Origin of the sequence: Oceanobacillus caeni, from assembly GCF_019037185.1 — a bacterium.
In the GTDB taxonomy this organism is placed as follows: Bacteria; Bacillota; Bacilli; order Bacillales; family Amphibacillaceae; genus Oceanobacillus; species Oceanobacillus caeni.
On the sequence record NZ_JAHHXM010000028.1, the window covers coordinates 1 to 15,478 of the forward strand.

General features: G+C 35.4%; 18 protein-coding genes and 1 rRNA gene. 7 read left to right on the forward strand and 12 right to left on the reverse strand.

Features of this window, described 5'->3' with window-relative positions:
- Together KM885_RS13430 and KM885_RS13435 are read right to left on the reverse strand one after the other, a co-directional pair.
- Window positions 1-76 (reverse strand): 16S ribosomal RNA (locus KM885_RS13430); the annotation flags it as partial.
- Between the two features lie 419 nt (window positions 77-495).
- Window positions 496-1,368 (reverse strand): nucleotidyltransferase-like protein, encoded by an 873-nt coding sequence (locus tag KM885_RS13435; protein ID WP_047185686.1) that lies wholly within the window; start codon window positions 1,366-1,368, stop codon window positions 496-498.
- A 187-nt stretch (window positions 1,369-1,555) separates the two neighbouring features.
- Here KM885_RS13435 and KM885_RS13440 point away from each other — a divergent pair, with 187 nt between their 5' ends.
- Window positions 1,556-1,927: a YgzB family protein gene (locus tag KM885_RS13440; RefSeq protein WP_047185687.1), complete on the forward strand. Its 372-nt coding sequence runs from the start codon at window positions 1,556-1,558 to the stop codon at window positions 1,925-1,927.
- 47 nt (window positions 1,928-1,974) lie between these two features.
- Here the strand turns inward: KM885_RS13440 and perR are convergent, their stop codons facing one another.
- From perR to KM885_RS13460, 4 genes are all read right to left on the reverse strand, one after another.
- On the reverse strand, window positions 1,975-2,424 hold the full coding sequence (perR, locus tag KM885_RS13445; RefSeq protein WP_047185688.1) for a peroxide-responsive transcriptional repressor PerR: 450 nt from the start codon (window positions 2,422-2,424) through the stop codon (window positions 1,975-1,977).
- A 194-nt stretch (window positions 2,425-2,618) separates the two neighbouring features.
- Entirely contained in the window at window positions 2,619-3,569 is a 951-nt protein-coding gene (locus KM885_RS13450) for a D-2-hydroxyacid dehydrogenase (protein WP_216884153.1), read from the reverse strand.
- 166 nt (window positions 3,570-3,735) lie between these two features.
- On the reverse strand, window positions 3,736-4,206 hold the full coding sequence (gene bcp / locus KM885_RS13455) for a thioredoxin-dependent thiol peroxidase (protein ID WP_047185690.1): 471 nt from the start codon (window positions 4,204-4,206) through the stop codon (window positions 3,736-3,738).
- A gap of 56 nt (window positions 4,207-4,262) precedes the next feature.
- The gene (locus tag KM885_RS13460; protein WP_338113683.1) at window positions 4,263-4,784 is read right to left on the reverse strand and encodes an ion channel; all 522 of its coding nucleotides are present in this window, start codon (window positions 4,782-4,784) and stop codon (window positions 4,263-4,265) included.
- A gap of 96 nt (window positions 4,785-4,880) precedes the next feature.
- Between KM885_RS13460 and KM885_RS13465 the strand changes: the two genes are divergently transcribed.
- Window positions 4,881-6,167 (forward strand): glutamate-1-semialdehyde 2,1-aminomutase, encoded by a 1,287-nt coding sequence (locus KM885_RS13465; protein ID WP_060669230.1) that lies wholly within the window; start codon window positions 4,881-4,883, stop codon window positions 6,165-6,167.
- A gap of 117 nt (window positions 6,168-6,284) precedes the next feature.
- Here KM885_RS13465 and KM885_RS13470 read toward each other — a convergent pair whose 3' ends face one another.
- The 3 genes from KM885_RS13470 to KM885_RS13480 all read right to left on the reverse strand — a co-directional run bounded on the left by KM885_RS13470 (window position 6,285) and on the right by KM885_RS13480 (window position 9,362).
- Entirely contained in the window at window positions 6,285-8,036 is a 1,752-nt protein-coding gene (locus KM885_RS13470; protein WP_047185692.1) for an ABC transporter ATP-binding protein, read from the reverse strand.
- Window positions 8,037-8,360: 324 nt separating this feature from the next.
- On the reverse strand, window positions 8,361-8,888 hold the full coding sequence (ntdP, locus tag KM885_RS13475; protein ID WP_047185693.1) for a nucleoside tri-diphosphate phosphatase: 528 nt from the start codon (window positions 8,886-8,888) through the stop codon (window positions 8,361-8,363).
- A 141-nt stretch (window positions 8,889-9,029) separates the two neighbouring features.
- Window positions 9,030-9,362 (reverse strand): gamma-type small acid-soluble spore protein, encoded by a 333-nt coding sequence (locus tag KM885_RS13480; protein WP_084824091.1) that lies wholly within the window; start codon window positions 9,360-9,362, stop codon window positions 9,030-9,032.
- A 157-nt stretch (window positions 9,363-9,519) separates the two neighbouring features.
- Here KM885_RS13480 and KM885_RS13485 point away from each other — a divergent pair, with 157 nt between their 5' ends.
- A complete protein-coding gene (locus KM885_RS13485; protein WP_060669227.1) occupies window positions 9,520-9,705 on the forward strand; it encodes a hypothetical protein in 186 nt (61 codons plus the stop codon).
- A 76-nt stretch (window positions 9,706-9,781) separates the two neighbouring features.
- On the opposite strand, the gene mutY is transcribed toward KM885_RS13485, so the two are convergent.
- The gene (gene mutY, locus KM885_RS13490; RefSeq protein ID WP_060669226.1) at window positions 9,782-10,849 is read right to left on the reverse strand and encodes an A/G-specific adenine glycosylase; all 1,068 of its coding nucleotides are present in this window, start codon (window positions 10,847-10,849) and stop codon (window positions 9,782-9,784) included.
- Window positions 10,850-10,953: 104 nt separating this feature from the next.
- On the opposite strand from mutY, the gene KM885_RS13495 reads away from it, so the two are divergent.
- On the forward strand, window positions 10,954-11,940 hold the full coding sequence (locus tag KM885_RS13495) for a metal-dependent hydrolase (RefSeq protein ID WP_145542957.1): 987 nt from the start codon (window positions 10,954-10,956) through the stop codon (window positions 11,938-11,940).
- Window positions 11,941-12,052: 112 nt separating this feature from the next.
- Here the strand turns inward: KM885_RS13495 and KM885_RS13500 are convergent, their stop codons facing one another.
- Both KM885_RS13500 and recX read right to left on the reverse strand, forming a co-directional pair.
- Complete coding sequence (locus tag KM885_RS13500; protein WP_060669224.1) at window positions 12,053-12,388, reverse strand: YfhH family protein; 336 nt, start codon at window positions 12,386-12,388, stop codon at window positions 12,053-12,055.
- 56 nt (window positions 12,389-12,444) lie between these two features.
- Window positions 12,445-13,266: a recombination regulator RecX gene (gene recX / locus KM885_RS13505; RefSeq protein WP_060669223.1), complete on the reverse strand. Its 822-nt coding sequence runs from the start codon at window positions 13,264-13,266 to the stop codon at window positions 12,445-12,447.
- 538 nt (window positions 13,267-13,804) lie between these two features.
- On the opposite strand from recX, the gene KM885_RS13510 reads away from it, so the two are divergent.
- The 3 genes from KM885_RS13510 to KM885_RS13520 all read left to right on the forward strand — a co-directional run bounded on the left by KM885_RS13510 (window position 13,805) and on the right by KM885_RS13520 (window position 15,334).
- On the forward strand, window positions 13,805-14,362 hold the full coding sequence (locus KM885_RS13510; protein WP_047185699.1) for a GNAT family N-acetyltransferase: 558 nt from the start codon (window positions 13,805-13,807) through the stop codon (window positions 14,360-14,362).
- 342 nt (window positions 14,363-14,704) lie between these two features.
- Window positions 14,705-14,833, forward strand: a complete 129-nt coding sequence (locus KM885_RS13515) for a YfhE family protein (RefSeq protein ID WP_111014475.1) — start codon at window positions 14,705-14,707, stop codon at window positions 14,831-14,833.
- Window positions 14,834-15,076: 243 nt separating this feature from the next.
- Window positions 15,077-15,334 carry a hypothetical protein gene (locus KM885_RS13520; RefSeq protein ID WP_204798696.1) on the forward strand — a complete coding sequence of 86 codons (258 nt, stop codon included), beginning with the start codon at window positions 15,077-15,079 and terminating at the stop codon, window positions 15,332-15,334.
- Window positions 15,335-15,478 lie beyond the last annotated feature (144 nt).

Here is a 15,478-nt window from a genome sequence, read left to right on the forward strand (position 1 = left end):
GCTTCCAGCGCTCGACTTGCATGTATTAGGCACGCCGCCAGCGTTCGTCCTGAGCCAAGATCAAACTCTCCAAAAAAAGTTTGTTTCAAATGAACAAAAGTCATTTGAAGTTCTTAGCTTTATAGAGGCAAAAACCTCTATTTTAAAAAGAAAAACGAGTTTCTTTTGTCTTAACATACTGGTTGTTTTGTTCAGTTTTCAAAGAGCAAATTCATTTAATCGCTTCATAACAGCGACTTTTATAATATATCACTTTCAGCATCTCATGTCAACAATTATTTTAATTAGTTGTCGTTAATTAGAGACGCCTTTCAGAAGCGACAATGAATACTTTACCATGCTTATCAATCTATTGTCAACATATTTTTTTAAAAACTATCAGCATCACAAACACATTAATAAAAAGCCTATTCGATACTAGCACTTCAAACAAAATCGAACAGTCCATCCCCACACTCCTTCATGCAGAAACGAAACTGTCCACAACAACAAAATCTAAAAATTACTTATTCTATATTTCCTATGAAACACTCCAACACCCTTCGTCTCTTCCAACACTGGTAATATAATTTCTTTTTCTTCTAAATAAGAAATGATTGCAGAAAGATCAAGTTTATATGGCTCCACGAACGGGTTTGTTTTTAATTCAGCGTATGACCATGGTTCACCTTTTGTTCGCATAATGTTAAGTAGATGTTCAGCCGATGCTGCTGCCCTATGATTAATCACATAGTCCATTGCCAATATCATTAATTGGATTTTCTTCTCCATCTCTTCCCTACTGTCGATGAACTCTTCATATAACTTATAGATTTCTAAATCTATATTTTTAACTTGATTCCATACAGTCACTTCAGGGTAGTAGCCTTTTTCTACAACCGCAAGCCTTGCTAAGTAATGTAAAGAATAAAACACCTTACTATGCGCATCTTTATAATTCTTGGAGGTAAATAAAGCTTTTGCTTCGTTATAACTTTTTACCAACTTACCAAATTCAATAGCTTTTCTAAGATTTCTTTGTTGTAGTGGAAAATCTCTTAGTTTTCTCTTCAAATCACTAATATATTCATTTCTGTCATAAACGACTCTTCCATTAATCACCCACTCTACCGCTCGTCTGGAAGAGCTTGTATCAATCCAGTCCATTAACGTACTTTCTTTAACAATATGCATTGCTGCTGTTTCACCAGCACTCTCATAATGTTTCACAAACCATTCTTGTTCCGCTTCTTTTACAATAATAAGTAGAATGATATCAAAATTATCTGTTAGAGGACTGTTGGGATTAGTTTTTTCCATCATTAGAATACCTAATGTTTTCGGGTCACTTGCACGTTCTTGATAAATTGGCCTTAAGAAATTCTCCATCTTACTTCCTCCATCTTTCTAAAAATTACCTATACATAGAAACAACCACTCTATTCTATCACCAAAATTCGACAAAATTAATTTCTAACTATAATATTTCGTTATAAATAAGTGAAATCCTCTTTTTGAAAACGAAATATTTAAACATATATGCTATACTACTAGTGATATATGAAGGAGGTAGATTATGTCCGAACCGAAATTAGTCTATTCAAGCAAAATTAATAAAATCCGATCCTTTGCTCTTATTCTTATATTTGTAGGGTTTCTTTTTATGTATGGGGGCATTTTACTGAAAAAGATAGAATGGTTAATGTTAATCTTATTTGCTTTGGGCGTCCTAGCTATTGTGTTTAGTTTAGTTGTATATGTTTGGATTGGTACCTTATCACTTAGGTCTGTGCCGGTTGTTTGTCCAAACTGTAATAAGCCAACGAAAATGCTAGGTCGTGTCGATGCTTGTATGCATTGTAAACAGCCACTTACATTAGATAAAGATTTAGAAGGTTTGGATTTTGATGAAAAGTATAATTCCAAACGTTATCAAAAGAAAAAATAACAAAAGCTATCGCCAATTAAAAATAGGCGATAGCTTTTGTTTCCATCTTAATGTTTCTGACTAGCTATTTTCTTACATTCATCACAAATACCATATACTTCTAACCGATGATGACTTACATCAAATCCAGTTACCTTCTCCGCTAGGGCCTCCACTTCATCTAAAGGTGGATAGTGAAAATCGACTATTTTACCACACTCATTGCAAATAATATGGTAGTGATCAGATGTATTACAATCGAATCGACTAGATGAATCTCCATAGGTCAGTTCGCGAACTAGTCCTACCTCACGCAATACCCTTAGATTATTATACACAGTTGCAACACTCATATTTGGAAACTTACCTTCTAGTGCTTTGTATATTTCATCTGCAGTTGGGTGTATCATAGAATTTAATAAGTATTCTAGTACTGCATGACGTTGTGGAGTGATACGGACGCCTGATTTCTTTAAAGTATTAATAGCTTTTTGTAATCGTTCTTCAGACACAGCCATCCACCTCACTTTCCGTCTCAAAAATGTATTCTAATAATATTATTAAATTATAATCTTTATAATTAGTTTACATTCCCAAAAGGACATCTGTCAATATAAGTACTCTGCCCACTAAATAGTATTTCTTTTTCATTATTATTATTCCCATTTTTATTAGACATCAGTCTTCAGATGTTGTGAAAGTCTGTAATACCTTAATACCCCCTTGTTAAATCGATTGGATTAATATAATTATCCCCATTTCTACGGAAGACTTGTAAATTTTCCTCAAATATATCCAATGCTCGATTAGTATATTCCGGTGAGACCCCTGATATATGCGGTGTTATTGTAATAGTTTCTTCTGTCCAAAATGGATGTCCTTTTGGTAATGGTTCTTCTTTTACCACATCCAAAATAGCGTGTTCTATTTCCCCTGCTCGTATTGCTGCCAATAAATCTTCTTCCATTACTGCATCGCCACGTCCCATATTTAAGAAGACAGCGCGGTTTGGCATCGCTTTAAATTGTTCATATTTAAAAATATCTTTTGTCTCCTTTGTACTTGGTAACACAGATATAACAAAGTCAGCTAGAGATAGTGCTTGGTTTAACTCACTAATTTTATAGTTTTCATTAAAGTGCCCTACTTTCTTTCCACTTCTAGAAACCCCAATCGTATACATTCCAAAAGCCTTACCTAGTCTAGCAACTTCACTTCCGATAGCACCTGTCCCAACTACCACCATTGTTTTTCCAGTAATTTCTCTTAAGCTTATACCCTGATTATCCCAAACTTGATTTTCCTCATTTTTAATGACGGATTTTTCTTGACGATAAACTTGTAGCAGCATTGATATGGCATATTCGGACATTTGAGTCTTATGTATTCCCCGTACATTTGTAACGCGTATTCCTCTTTCCCGGATACTAGCAAATGGTAGATTATCTACCCCTGCAGAAAGTACATGAATCCACTTTAAACTCACTGCCTTTTTAATAAATTCTTCATTAATATCACTACCAAACGTCACATACACTTCTGTATCTCGAATGTATGTATTCACCTCTTCCATCGTATCGCAATAAATAAAATTTTCATTTGGGAATTTTCCTTTTAATCTATCTTGATACGATTCTGCAAGCTTTCTAGAAAAAACAATCATCACTATTCCTCCTACAATTTTCAAGTTATTATTATTTTACATAAATAAAGTGAACTTTGGGAGTTATTTTTCCCTTAAGAAAATAACGTCCGAAGTTGCAGTAAGAATCTTAAATCAGAAAAAAGATGGAGCGTTAATCATTTTATGCTCCATCTTTTCTATAAAATTACTGTAAGTTTTCCTTAATATAAGTCAAAGCATCTTCTACATGTCCATCCACTTTAACCTTACGATATTCTTTCTGTAGAACGCCTTCTTTATCAATGATAAATGTTGAACGTTCCACTCCATAATATTCTTTACCAAAGTTCTTCTTCAATTTCCATACATCAAATTCTTCTGCTAGCTTATGCTCTTCATCTGCCAACAATTCAAATGGTAGATCATGTTTTTCGATGAATTTTTGATGGCGTTCAACTGGGTCTGGACTTACACCAAGAATTACGGCATTTAATTCTCCGAAACTTTCATGATGATCACGGAAATCACAAGCCTCTGTCGTACAACCAGGCGTCATATCTTTTGGATAAAAATATAATACAACGTTTTTTCCACGAAAGTCCGATAAACTAACTTGTTCACCATTTTGATTCGGTAATGTAAAGTCATTCACAGCTTTTCCTACTTCAACTGACATTAAAATCCCTCCAACCTCATTTTCTATAACAACTATAACATAACGTAGAATTGCATTCACTCATCTCTACTTCGTTCACCCATTTGGAATAACTTCATCACAAAGGCTGTCGGTAACACATAACCAATTAGCGCCTCTGTTATCGCTAACAGCCTTCCTATACCAACTGGCGAAATATCACCGTAACCAATCGTTAGTAATGTTACCCCACTAAAATAGATAGAATGAATAACAGAACCAATTAATGTCGGTTGGCGTAATTCCCCATATTCTACTAAAATAATCCCTTGAAACGACAAAATAAAATAAATCATTCCAAACCCAAGTATAACAATCACATAAATAACTAATAACGCCATAAATAGTTCACTAGAAAACCGGCTATCCCTCAATTCCAACTTCACATGGATTTGCTTTCCAGTAATAAAACCAATAATACTTTTCACCAACACATAACAAATCAAAATAAATATAATCCAAGGAATTAGAAACATATCCCCTACCCCTTTAAAATACTTATCTATAAAGATATATGCATAGATGAATAAAGGCTTGTCTTTTATTTTTTTTAAAACCATATTCGTTCCATCCATTTATACCGAAGCTACATTCATCGTCTTTTCTAATATTTTTTGGTATAGTAAAGTTTGGATTTAGTTTAGGGAGGAAATACGATGCAGTTCACAAAATCAGAACAACTACATAAAGAAGCATTGGAACATATTGTAGGTGGGGTTAACTCACCATCCCGCTCCTATAAGGCAGTTGGTGGCGGTTCTCCAGTCTACATGGAGCGCGGACAAGGAGCGTATTTCTATGATGTAGATGGAAATAAATATATTGATTATTTAGCGGCATACGGTCCCATTATTACTGGACACGCACACCCACATATCGCAAAAGCCATTTCTAACGCGGCATCAAATGGTGTATTGTTCGGCACTCCAACACAATTGGAAAATAAATTTGCAAAAATGCTAAAAGAAGCAATCCCTTCATTAGAAAAAGTTCGTTTCAATAATTCAGGTACAGAAGCTGTCATGACAACCATTCGTGTTGCTCGAGCATATACTGGACGTACGAAAATTTTAAAATTCGCTGGTTGTTATCACGGGCATTTCGATGCGGTACTAGTTCAAGCTGGATCAGGACCATCTACATTAGGAACTCCTGACTCTGCTGGAGTTCCTACTTCAACAGCAGAGGACGTTATTACGGTTCCATTTAATGATCTAGACGCTATGAAAGAGGCACTAAATAAATGGAACAACGAAATTGCTGCAGTATTGGTAGAACCAATCGTAGGAAACTTTGGTATTGTAGAGCCACATGAGGGATTTTTACAAGAAGTAAATAATTTGGCACACGAAGCAGGCGCACTGGTTATTTACGATGAAGTAATTACAGCATTCCGCTTTACTTATGGTAGCGCCCAACAAGTGTATGGGGTTGAGCCAGACATGACTGCAATGGGTAAAATCATTGGTGGAGGACTTCCAATTGGAGCTTATGGTGGTCGTAAGGAAATCATGGAACAGGTAGCACCATTAGGTCCAGCATATCAAGCTGGAACAATGTCGGGAAACCCAGCTTCCATGGCTTCAGGAATTGCTTGCCTAGAAGTTCTTAGCAAAGAAGGTGTCTATGAAAAATTAGACCAACTTGGTGAACGATTAGAAAAAGGAATTCTTGAAAAAGCCAAAGAACATAGTATTCACATTACGATTAATCGACTAAAAGGGGCACTAACGGTCTATTTTGGAGTAGATCAAGTTACCAATTATGCTGAGGCTGAAGCAAGTGATGGTGAAGCATTCGGACGATTCTTCAAGCTCATGTTAAATGAAGGTGTTAACCTTGCCCCATCTAAGTATGAAGCATGGTTCTTAACTACCGAACATACAGAAGAGGATATTGACCAAACGATTGAGGCAGTTGGCCGTGCATTTGCACAGATGTAATTTAGTTCACTTAAGTAGTTTATTGGAAAATATTTTAAAAGGCGGTTCGAATTCGAACCGCCTTTTATCATGTCCAGCTCAAGCGCCACGTTACTAAGCGGTCGCTTTCGCTTTTCCTTAATCATTATCCAAATGCTGTACTTGATATAAATTATAATAACTTCCTTGTCTTTCCATTAATTCATCATGTGACCCAATCTCCACAATTTCTCCGTTTTCAATAACAACAATTCGATCGGCATGAGTGATTGTTGCCAAACGATGCGCCACAATAAATGTTGTTCTGTCAGATGCTAATTTTTCCATTGTTTCTTGGATAAGATGTTCACTTTCCAAATCTAATGCAGAAGTCGCTTCATCAAAAATGAGGATAGGTGGATTTTTTAAGAACACGCGCGCTATTGCGACACGCTGCTTTTGCCCACCAGATAACTTGACGCCACGCTCTCCTACAAGTGTATCGTAACCTTGGGGTAGATTCATAATAAACTCATGGGCGTTCGCTGCCTTTGCTGCAGCAATAACTTCTTCGTCGGTTGCATCAGGATTCCCCATACGGATATTAACAGCAATAGATTCACTGAATAAAATATTATCTTGCAACACCATTCCAATGTTGTTTCTTAATGAACGCGCATTGACATCACGAACATCGATACCATCTACTTTAATGGAGCCCTCTGTTACATCATAAAATCGAGGTATTAAACTTACAATGGTAGATTTTCCTCCACCACTCATTCCGACAAACGCAATAGTTTCCCCTTTTTCTACATGAAGGGATACATTTTTTAATACAACATTGTCTTCTTCATCATAACGGAAAGATACATTTTCGATATCAATATTTCCTTCCACTCGTCCCAATTCTTTAGCATTTTCTTTATCCTTAATATCGTATTCTTCATTCATAAACTCCATCACACGATCAATCGATGCAATTGCTTGAACAAGCTGTGTTGATGAATTCATTAATCTTCTTAATGGACTGTATACCCTTTCTAAATATCCAACAAATGCCACTAATGTCCCAACACTAATATTTCCTACAATTACTTGATAACCACCAAATGCAACAACTAAAAGTGGTGCTAAATCGGTAATCGTATTCGTCACTGCAAAAGTTTTCGCATTCCAATCAACTTGCTTCATGGCTCGATTTAAGAATTCATCATTTCTTTTTCCAAATTGTCCTTGTTCATATTCTTCAAGGGCAAAACTTCGGATTACAGGAATCCCCTGTACTCTCTCATGTAAATGACCTTGTACTTCCGCTAATGCTTGTGACCTGTCACGGGTTAATTGTCGTAGTTTCCCGTAAAAGTATTTAATCGAAAAACCAAATATAGGAAAGAGAATAATAGATACTATAGTCATCTCAATATCCATTGTCATCATAATTCCAATGGCGATTAAGATTGTAATAAGGTCTAACCAAACGTTCATTAATCCAGTTACTACGAAGATTTTTGTTTGTTCGACATCATTTATCACCCGGGAAATAATTTCCCCGGTTTTTGTCTTAGAATAGTATTTCAAACTAAGTTTTTGTATGTGGTCAAACAACTTGTCCCTTATATCATATAGGATTCTATTCCCCACCCATTGACCAAAATATTGTCGAAAATATTCAATTGGCGGCCTTACAATAAGGAAAATTAAGAAAGCAATCCCCATTAACCAAGCTAATTCTGTTATTTTTTCTGCATTTGTCATATCTGTAGGAGTAATTATATCATCGACTACATATTTTAATATTAGTGGCATTAAGAGAGGAATACCGAATTTAATGATTCCTATAATAATAGTCCAAAATATTTTCCAAATATAAGGTCTTACAAATTGCATATATTGTCTTATAGGACTCATATTTTCAAACTTCCTTTTTTGCATCGTATTTTAATTGGAAAAATTGACATTTGCCAAATTTTAGGTAAATATCTTTGTTGTACCTACCTAAGTTGGATAAGAAGTTTATACCATTCTTATCCGACAATAGAAAAACCTTGTTACCTTTTGTAACAAGGAATTTTATTTCTACTAGATAAAGGGCCAATCGTCTTGGCAAGAAATTCTTCTAACTAAATGCTCATTGTACGTATTAGAAATCCACTTGCTCCCCTCCGTAATTTATCTTTTAGGATAAACCTAATTATAGGGTGGGCTAACTACCGCAAGTAAAGATGAGATCATTTAGCGATACGTTAAAAACCTTTCATACCAATTATCAATAAAATCTGGTGAGAATGGACCTTTTCGTTGCCGAACCCATCTTAGTAAGTACTCCATATTATTTCGCAATATTTGATCTAACACTTCTGGATAATTCATTAGTCTCCTATGTTCTTCGTATTCATCTTCATCAAGAAGATCGTACGTCATATCGGGATACACTTTTACATCTAAATCATAATCAATATACTTTAATCCTTCATCATCATAAACAAATGGTGAGCTTATATTGCAGTAATAGTATATACCATCATTTCGAATCATTCCGATTATATTAAACCAATATTTAGCATGGAAATAACAAATAGCCGGTTCCCTAGTAATCCAAGACCTTCCATCACTTTCAATGACAGGTGTTTTATCATTGGCCCCAATCACAACCAATTCATTTCCCTTTAAAACTAATGTATTCTGCCAAACTCTATGTAGTTGCCCATTATGTTTATAGCTTTGAATTTTCATTTTAGACCCTGCATTAGGAGCAACCATAGTATTCTCCCTTTCTAATTTCCAATAATCCTTGCATACATTATATAGATAAAAGAAATAAAGATAAAGTATTACGACCAGAAATAGAAAAAGAGCACCCTATGTGAATAGAGTACTCTTTTTTCTTAGGAAGGAATTTATTTATTTTTTGTTTTGTTGGGACTTTTGGTTTTGCTTTCTTACTTCTTGAGCATTTGTTTCAGAAGCAAACTCTGTACCAAATTGCCCAGAACCTTGTGCTGCTTGTTGGTTTTGTTTTCTTACTTCCTGAGCATTTGTTTCAGAAGCAAACTCTGTACCAAATTGTCCAGAACCTTGTGCTGCTTGTTGGTTTTGTTTTCTTACTTCCTGAGCATTTGTTTCAGAAGCAAATTCTGTACCAAATTGTCCAGAACCTTGTGCAGATTGTTGATTTTGTTGTCTCACTTCCTGAACGTTAGTACCAGCAGTTGTCTTTTTAGGATTTTTAGCCATCAATATCACCTCCGCACTACTTAATTTGTCCAAGAATTCTTTTGTTATCCATTTATTTTTAAATATTTATAACCATCCTTGGAAAGAAGTCCCGCGGTAATTTAAGCTGATTATACACAAATTAGTAATGATCGGAATTTTTATAGGGGGAAAAAACATGGATACTCTTAGAGATTTTTCCGAGCTTACAATGATGAGTAAAAAGAAGTGGAAAGATGAAGAATTAGACTATTATCAACAGGCCCTGTCCCAAGTTTTACCATATATTAACTCAGAAGGATTGTCCAAATTACACGAAATAAATGAGGAAATGTATAGTAGAAATTTAAATAATGACGTGTAGATAAGTTTGTAGAGGGCTTAGGTATTTCTAAGCCCTCAAGAATTAGTTTTGTTAAATGGCTTTTCACAATAACCATCTACAAAAATTTCATCATTTTCTGATGTGACACAGGAAATGGGAATTCCTCTATTTCCTCTTTTGAAACAAATTTCAATCGTGAATCTTTTACTTTTTCATTAACAGTTACTGCTTCATAAATACTTAAATCCCATTTAATATGGGAAAAAACATGTGTCAAATGATCTATTTTATCTTTAACACGAACAGAAACACCATATTCCTTTTGTACCCATTCAGCAGCTCCCTCTAATCCAACTTCTTTCAACGAAATCATTGGGAATTGCCAGAGGTTTGCTAGCAAACCTTCATTTAGTCGCTTCTCAATCAAATATTCATCCTTATTATTTTTAACTAATAATACCATATAGGAAAGTGTTTTTTGCTTTTTAGCCTTTGTCTTTATTGGTAATTCTTCTTGTACTCCCTCTGCAAAAGCCTGGCAATACTCTCCAACTGGACAAAATAAACAAGCGGGTGATTTTGGGGTACAAATGGTTGCACCTAAATCCATGATTGCTTGATTAAAGGAAGAAGGATCTTCTTTTGAAATAACTTCCCGTACCAACTCCTCAAACTTTTTCCTTGTTTTCAATTGTGCGATATCATCTTCTATCTTGAACACGCGAGAAAAAACACGCATAACATTTCCATCCACTGCCGGTTCTGGCAGGTCATATGCGATGGATAGAATTGCCCCTTTCGTATACGGTCCTATTCCTTTTAATGAGCCTAATTCTTTGGGGTTATCCGGAACTTTCCCATCATACGTTTCTACAACTTCTTTCACCGCAGACTGTAAATTCCTTGCACGTGAATAATAACCTAGCCCTTCCCATGTTTTTAAAACTTCTTGTTCATCCGCTTTTGCCAATTCATACACCGTTGGAAATTTTTCCATAAACTTTTGAAAATATGGAATAACTGTATCCACTTTAGTTTGTTGAAGCATGATTTCAGAAACCCATACTTTATAAGGATCTTGATCTTGTCGCCAAGGTAAATCTCGCTTATTCTCGTAATACCAGTCAAGTAAATCATACTGAAATCCAAAACTGTTAAAGTTTTTTAAAATTTGTGTTATCATAATGACACTTCCTTTATGGTACAATAAAAAATATAAATAAAAATTTTCATTGAGGTAAAAGTAAACATAGTGATACTTTTTAAGCGAGAGGAGGATATTTGAACTTGGATACAGCAACGCACATAGTAATGGGAATTTCATTAGGTGGTTTAGCAACAATTGATCCAGTAGTTCATAATGATGCAACCCTATTTTACGCTGTTTTAACTGGTACAATCATAGGTTCACATGCCCCTGATTTTGATACCATTTTTAAACTAAAAAATAATGCGACGTATATTCGTCATCATCGTGGGGCATCCCATTCGCTCCCAGCTATCGTACTATGGGGATTAATCGTGTCCGGATTAATTTACATGTTTGTTCCAGAAGTAAGCTATCTACATCTCTGGTTTTGGACAGCACTTGCTGTTATTATACATGTATTTGTTGATTTATTTAATGCATATGGAACCCAAGCATTCCGGCCGTTCTCGAACAAATGGATTGCACTTGGATTTATCAATACATTTGACCCTTACCTCTTCTTAATTCACCTTGGAGGTATTGGTGCTTGGATGTTAGGTGCACATCCGGGATATACATGGTTATCCATTTATACCGTAATTGTTTTATATTACATCAAACGCTACATGGATAAAAGAGAAATTGTTAGAGAAATAAAAGATTATATACCAAACACAATCGAAATTGCCACTTCTCCAACATTAAAGCAAAACTTCTGGCGTGTCGCCATCACGACGGAAGATAAGTTTTATGTAGCCACCGTTGAGAATGGGCATATCGAAATTGTGGATGAATTTAATAAAATTCCGTTACCCGAATCACCAATTATTGAAAAAGCATTTGAAGACAAAAATGTCGCTTCTTTCTTAAATTTCTCTCCTGTTTACCGTTGGGAAATTAATGAATTTGATCAATACACAGAAGTTCGCTTTATAGATTTACGCTATCGTTCAAAAGAATATTATCCCTTTGTTGCAATCGTACAAATCGATCGTAACATGGAAATTATCAGTTCCTATACAGGTTGGATATTCTCGGAACATAAGTTGCGCAATAAACTTGTTATTGAAGACAACTTTGTATAGCAACATGAAAAAGACCAATTTCAGAGACTGGAATTGGTCTTTCTTCATGTTTAGCTCAAGTGCTAAAGTCATAGCGAGAACATCGCTAAACGGACGCTTTCATCTTTCTATATCATTCCATCACTTTTTTTCCAAGCAATGAAATTGGAATAGCTTCTTCTTTTTCATATACTTCTTTTAGCAAGTTTACTCGATGACCCCATGCAAAAACTCCATTAATATAATTGATTTTAAACGTAAATCCCGGATCCATTTTTAACTCATATTCTTCGTTTGAACCAAAGTCTTCTGGATTCATTGTATAGGCCAGCGCAACTTGCATTTTTCTTTCATTTATTTGTACTTCTGATATGTTTCCGAGCTGCTCCGCTTTCTGAGCCTTTTCTTTCAACTTACCTATTTCTTTATATAACTCTTCAACCGAGTAATCACTATATCTGTAATTCATCCCTTTTCCCCCTTACACCTTTATTTTACACCGGTTTCTAAAAAAGAGAAACTTATTTAGTAGGAGTCCCCTTCCAGAAATTCAGCCAAATAACGATTTATGTACTCCACCTGAAATCCTTTACGGTACATTGCTTCTTTTAGCTTTTGCTGTAGTATGAATCCTTCATACTTTTTACTATATTTCCGTAATAGCTTATCTCCTTGATATACAATGGCATCCCATTCCGCTTCCTTGTCTTCTCCTTCATTCATTTGGGATATGGCATCTGAAATAACAGCCTGGCTAAACCCTTTTTGGAGTAGGTTTGCCTGAAGTTTTTGAATTTGTTGCTTATAGGATTCTCGCTTGCCGGCATTTATTTTTTTCTCCAACTTTTTGGATACCTTCTCGAACTGTGCTTCATAAGGATATAAATGAATAGCCTCCTCCGCAATCGCACTAGTAACTCCTTTTTCTATTAATTCCTTTTTAATAAGTAAAGGTCCTTTACTTGACGTATTCATCCGCGTCCTGACAAACATTTCCGCAAAAAGTTTATCATCAAGTAATTTTTCTTTTATTAATCGTTCCATAATGATCGTTATTTGTTCAGGAATGACTTCTTTTTTCGCTAAATATTCCCGCATTTCCTTTTTTGTCCGCATACGATAGCTTAAAAAATGAATCGCCAGTGTATAGGATTTTTGAATGGAGTCCTTTTCCAACAACATTTCAATCATGGAATCACTCATTTCCAATCCTTTACGAAGATTAAATTCAACTAAAACGGCCTCATCTACACTAAATGCATATTCTTCCTGATCCCCATCCGTTAGAAAAATATTATATCTGTTCTTTGTCCGCTTCTGCGTTGTAATCTTAGCTATTTTTTTCATGGCACACTATCCCCCTATTCTTCATATATTAACATGGAAGTTTATCTATCTATAAGCAATTGTATTATATTTCTTTAGGAAAAAATTTCATACAAAATAAACAAAAAACCATTTCTTTTTTAAGAAAAACATTGTAGAATGAAACTACCAAATTACGAAAGAGATGAAATTTAAACCAACCGTTTATCCCACTAAACGAGCAGTAAGACTCTCGCCTCAAGCTTCTAGGGAAACAAAGAAGGCAGATGGGAGTCTGGCTGCCCGTAAAGGTCTCATAAGTACGACTAGTCATCAGTGGTGGATGAAAGTAACCCCCCACTTATGAAAGTCTTCTTTATCGGGAATGAAATATTAATTTGAAATTAAATAGGGAAGGCAAATGGTGCGCCACCAGTTTTTACTGGTTCTAGTGGGTTCGATTCCCACCCCGAATTTTTGTTGAAATCTAAAATAAAAATTCGAGGGTGGGTCACTCACACAATCCTTATGCCTTTTCGCGTTAGGACAGTACCCACCTGGAATGAGGAGGGTATTTTTTATGTTAAAAACTCGTGATCTACATGAAGTTCCTGTTTTATTTGAATTAATGTCGCATCCGGAAGTTTTCCCATACGTAAGGCATAAAGCCTATTCTGTAGATGAATTCTACTTTATGACAAAGAAAATGATGGAAGATGAAGAAAATGGAAAGTTAATTTCACGAACCATTCTTGACGAGTACCAACAACCAATTGGAACAATCAATCTTTTTGATATAGAAGATAATTTTGGTTTCTTAGCAACATGGATTGGGAAACCGTATTTCGGAAAAGGATATAATAAACCGGCCAAAGAGAACTTTTTCGATGAATTATTTTTCTCTAATCAAATTGAGGGAATCTTCATGAAGGTGAGAAGAACAAATACCCGCTCCTTAAAAGCCGCATTGAAGTTACCTTATGTTGCACTTGCCAATACAACGTATCCGGAAGTATATCAAAAAGTAAATAAAACGGAAGACATTTATGATTTATTCGTCATTACAAAAGAACATTATCTTTCCTATAAACAATTTGCGTCAGTTGAATCAGCCTCTACTGGAGAAGAAGTTTCTTAGAAGAGGTTGGGACAAAAATGTTTTATCAAAAGGGAAATCCGAACTTTACAGAAGTTATGGAGTAGATAAACCGCTACGGAAATATACTTCGCTTTCCGCGGGCGGCTGGTGAGCCTCCTCGTGCTAACGCACTGCGGGGTCTCACCCAGGCCTTTTTCCCCGCAGGAGTCTACGTATATTTCCTCCACTAATTTTGTAGGATTGTTCGTCTTTTGAGTTAAACATTTCGTTATGTCCCATCCTCTTTCTTTTGCTAAAAATAATGATTTTTCCAACTATATGTAAACATGAATAATCTCCTAACCAATGGGTAAACTATATTTAAAAAGTGAGGGATGACTTATGCCAAAGCATAGATCCGAACACCGCGGCAAAATACTGAATAGTACACAAGAAGTTCTTTACCAAAAGGAATTTAAGCGTGCAGATCGTATTTATAACCAATTATCTCAAAAAGGAAACCGAGGCTAATTTGCTTCGGTTTTTCTTATTACTCCGTTTATTAACATTATTATGCATAACTGATTTGGAAACGGGCAGTAAGACTACCACCTTAAGCTTTCCGACGGGAGATCAACTATTGCCCTTTCGATGCATCTGTTATTGGTTTCTACCTTATTTCAAAAAACTTTTGAAATAATTTAAAACTCTTTATCCACCATATTGCTTTTACCTCCTGCAAAATCTATACTTAGGATGGGGAGGTTTGATAGTATGGTAATGGTACTGTCTATAATCACTGTAATCACTGTAATAATAGCACTTATCGCAACTATGTATATTTTTAAACAAGAAGAAAATAAAGCAAAAAGATATGAAGCAGAAGGCCAAACAGCCGCGAACGAGCTAAAACGCTCTCACGAATATGAAACAAAGTCCGTATCTTATAATATAAAAAACCTATCTTGGATTTATGTATTAATGATTCTCCTATCCTTTATCGGCTTAGCTATTTATATGTACAATTTATAGAACCAAAGGCGGAAGCGCCCGTTTAGCAACGTACAAACTGGAACACTACGCAATGAGATAAAGGAAACACGGTGAGGTACGAGCCGATGTTGACTTTCACCACAAGGGTATAAGTGCGACTAAGCCTCTAGTTTCACCAATCGG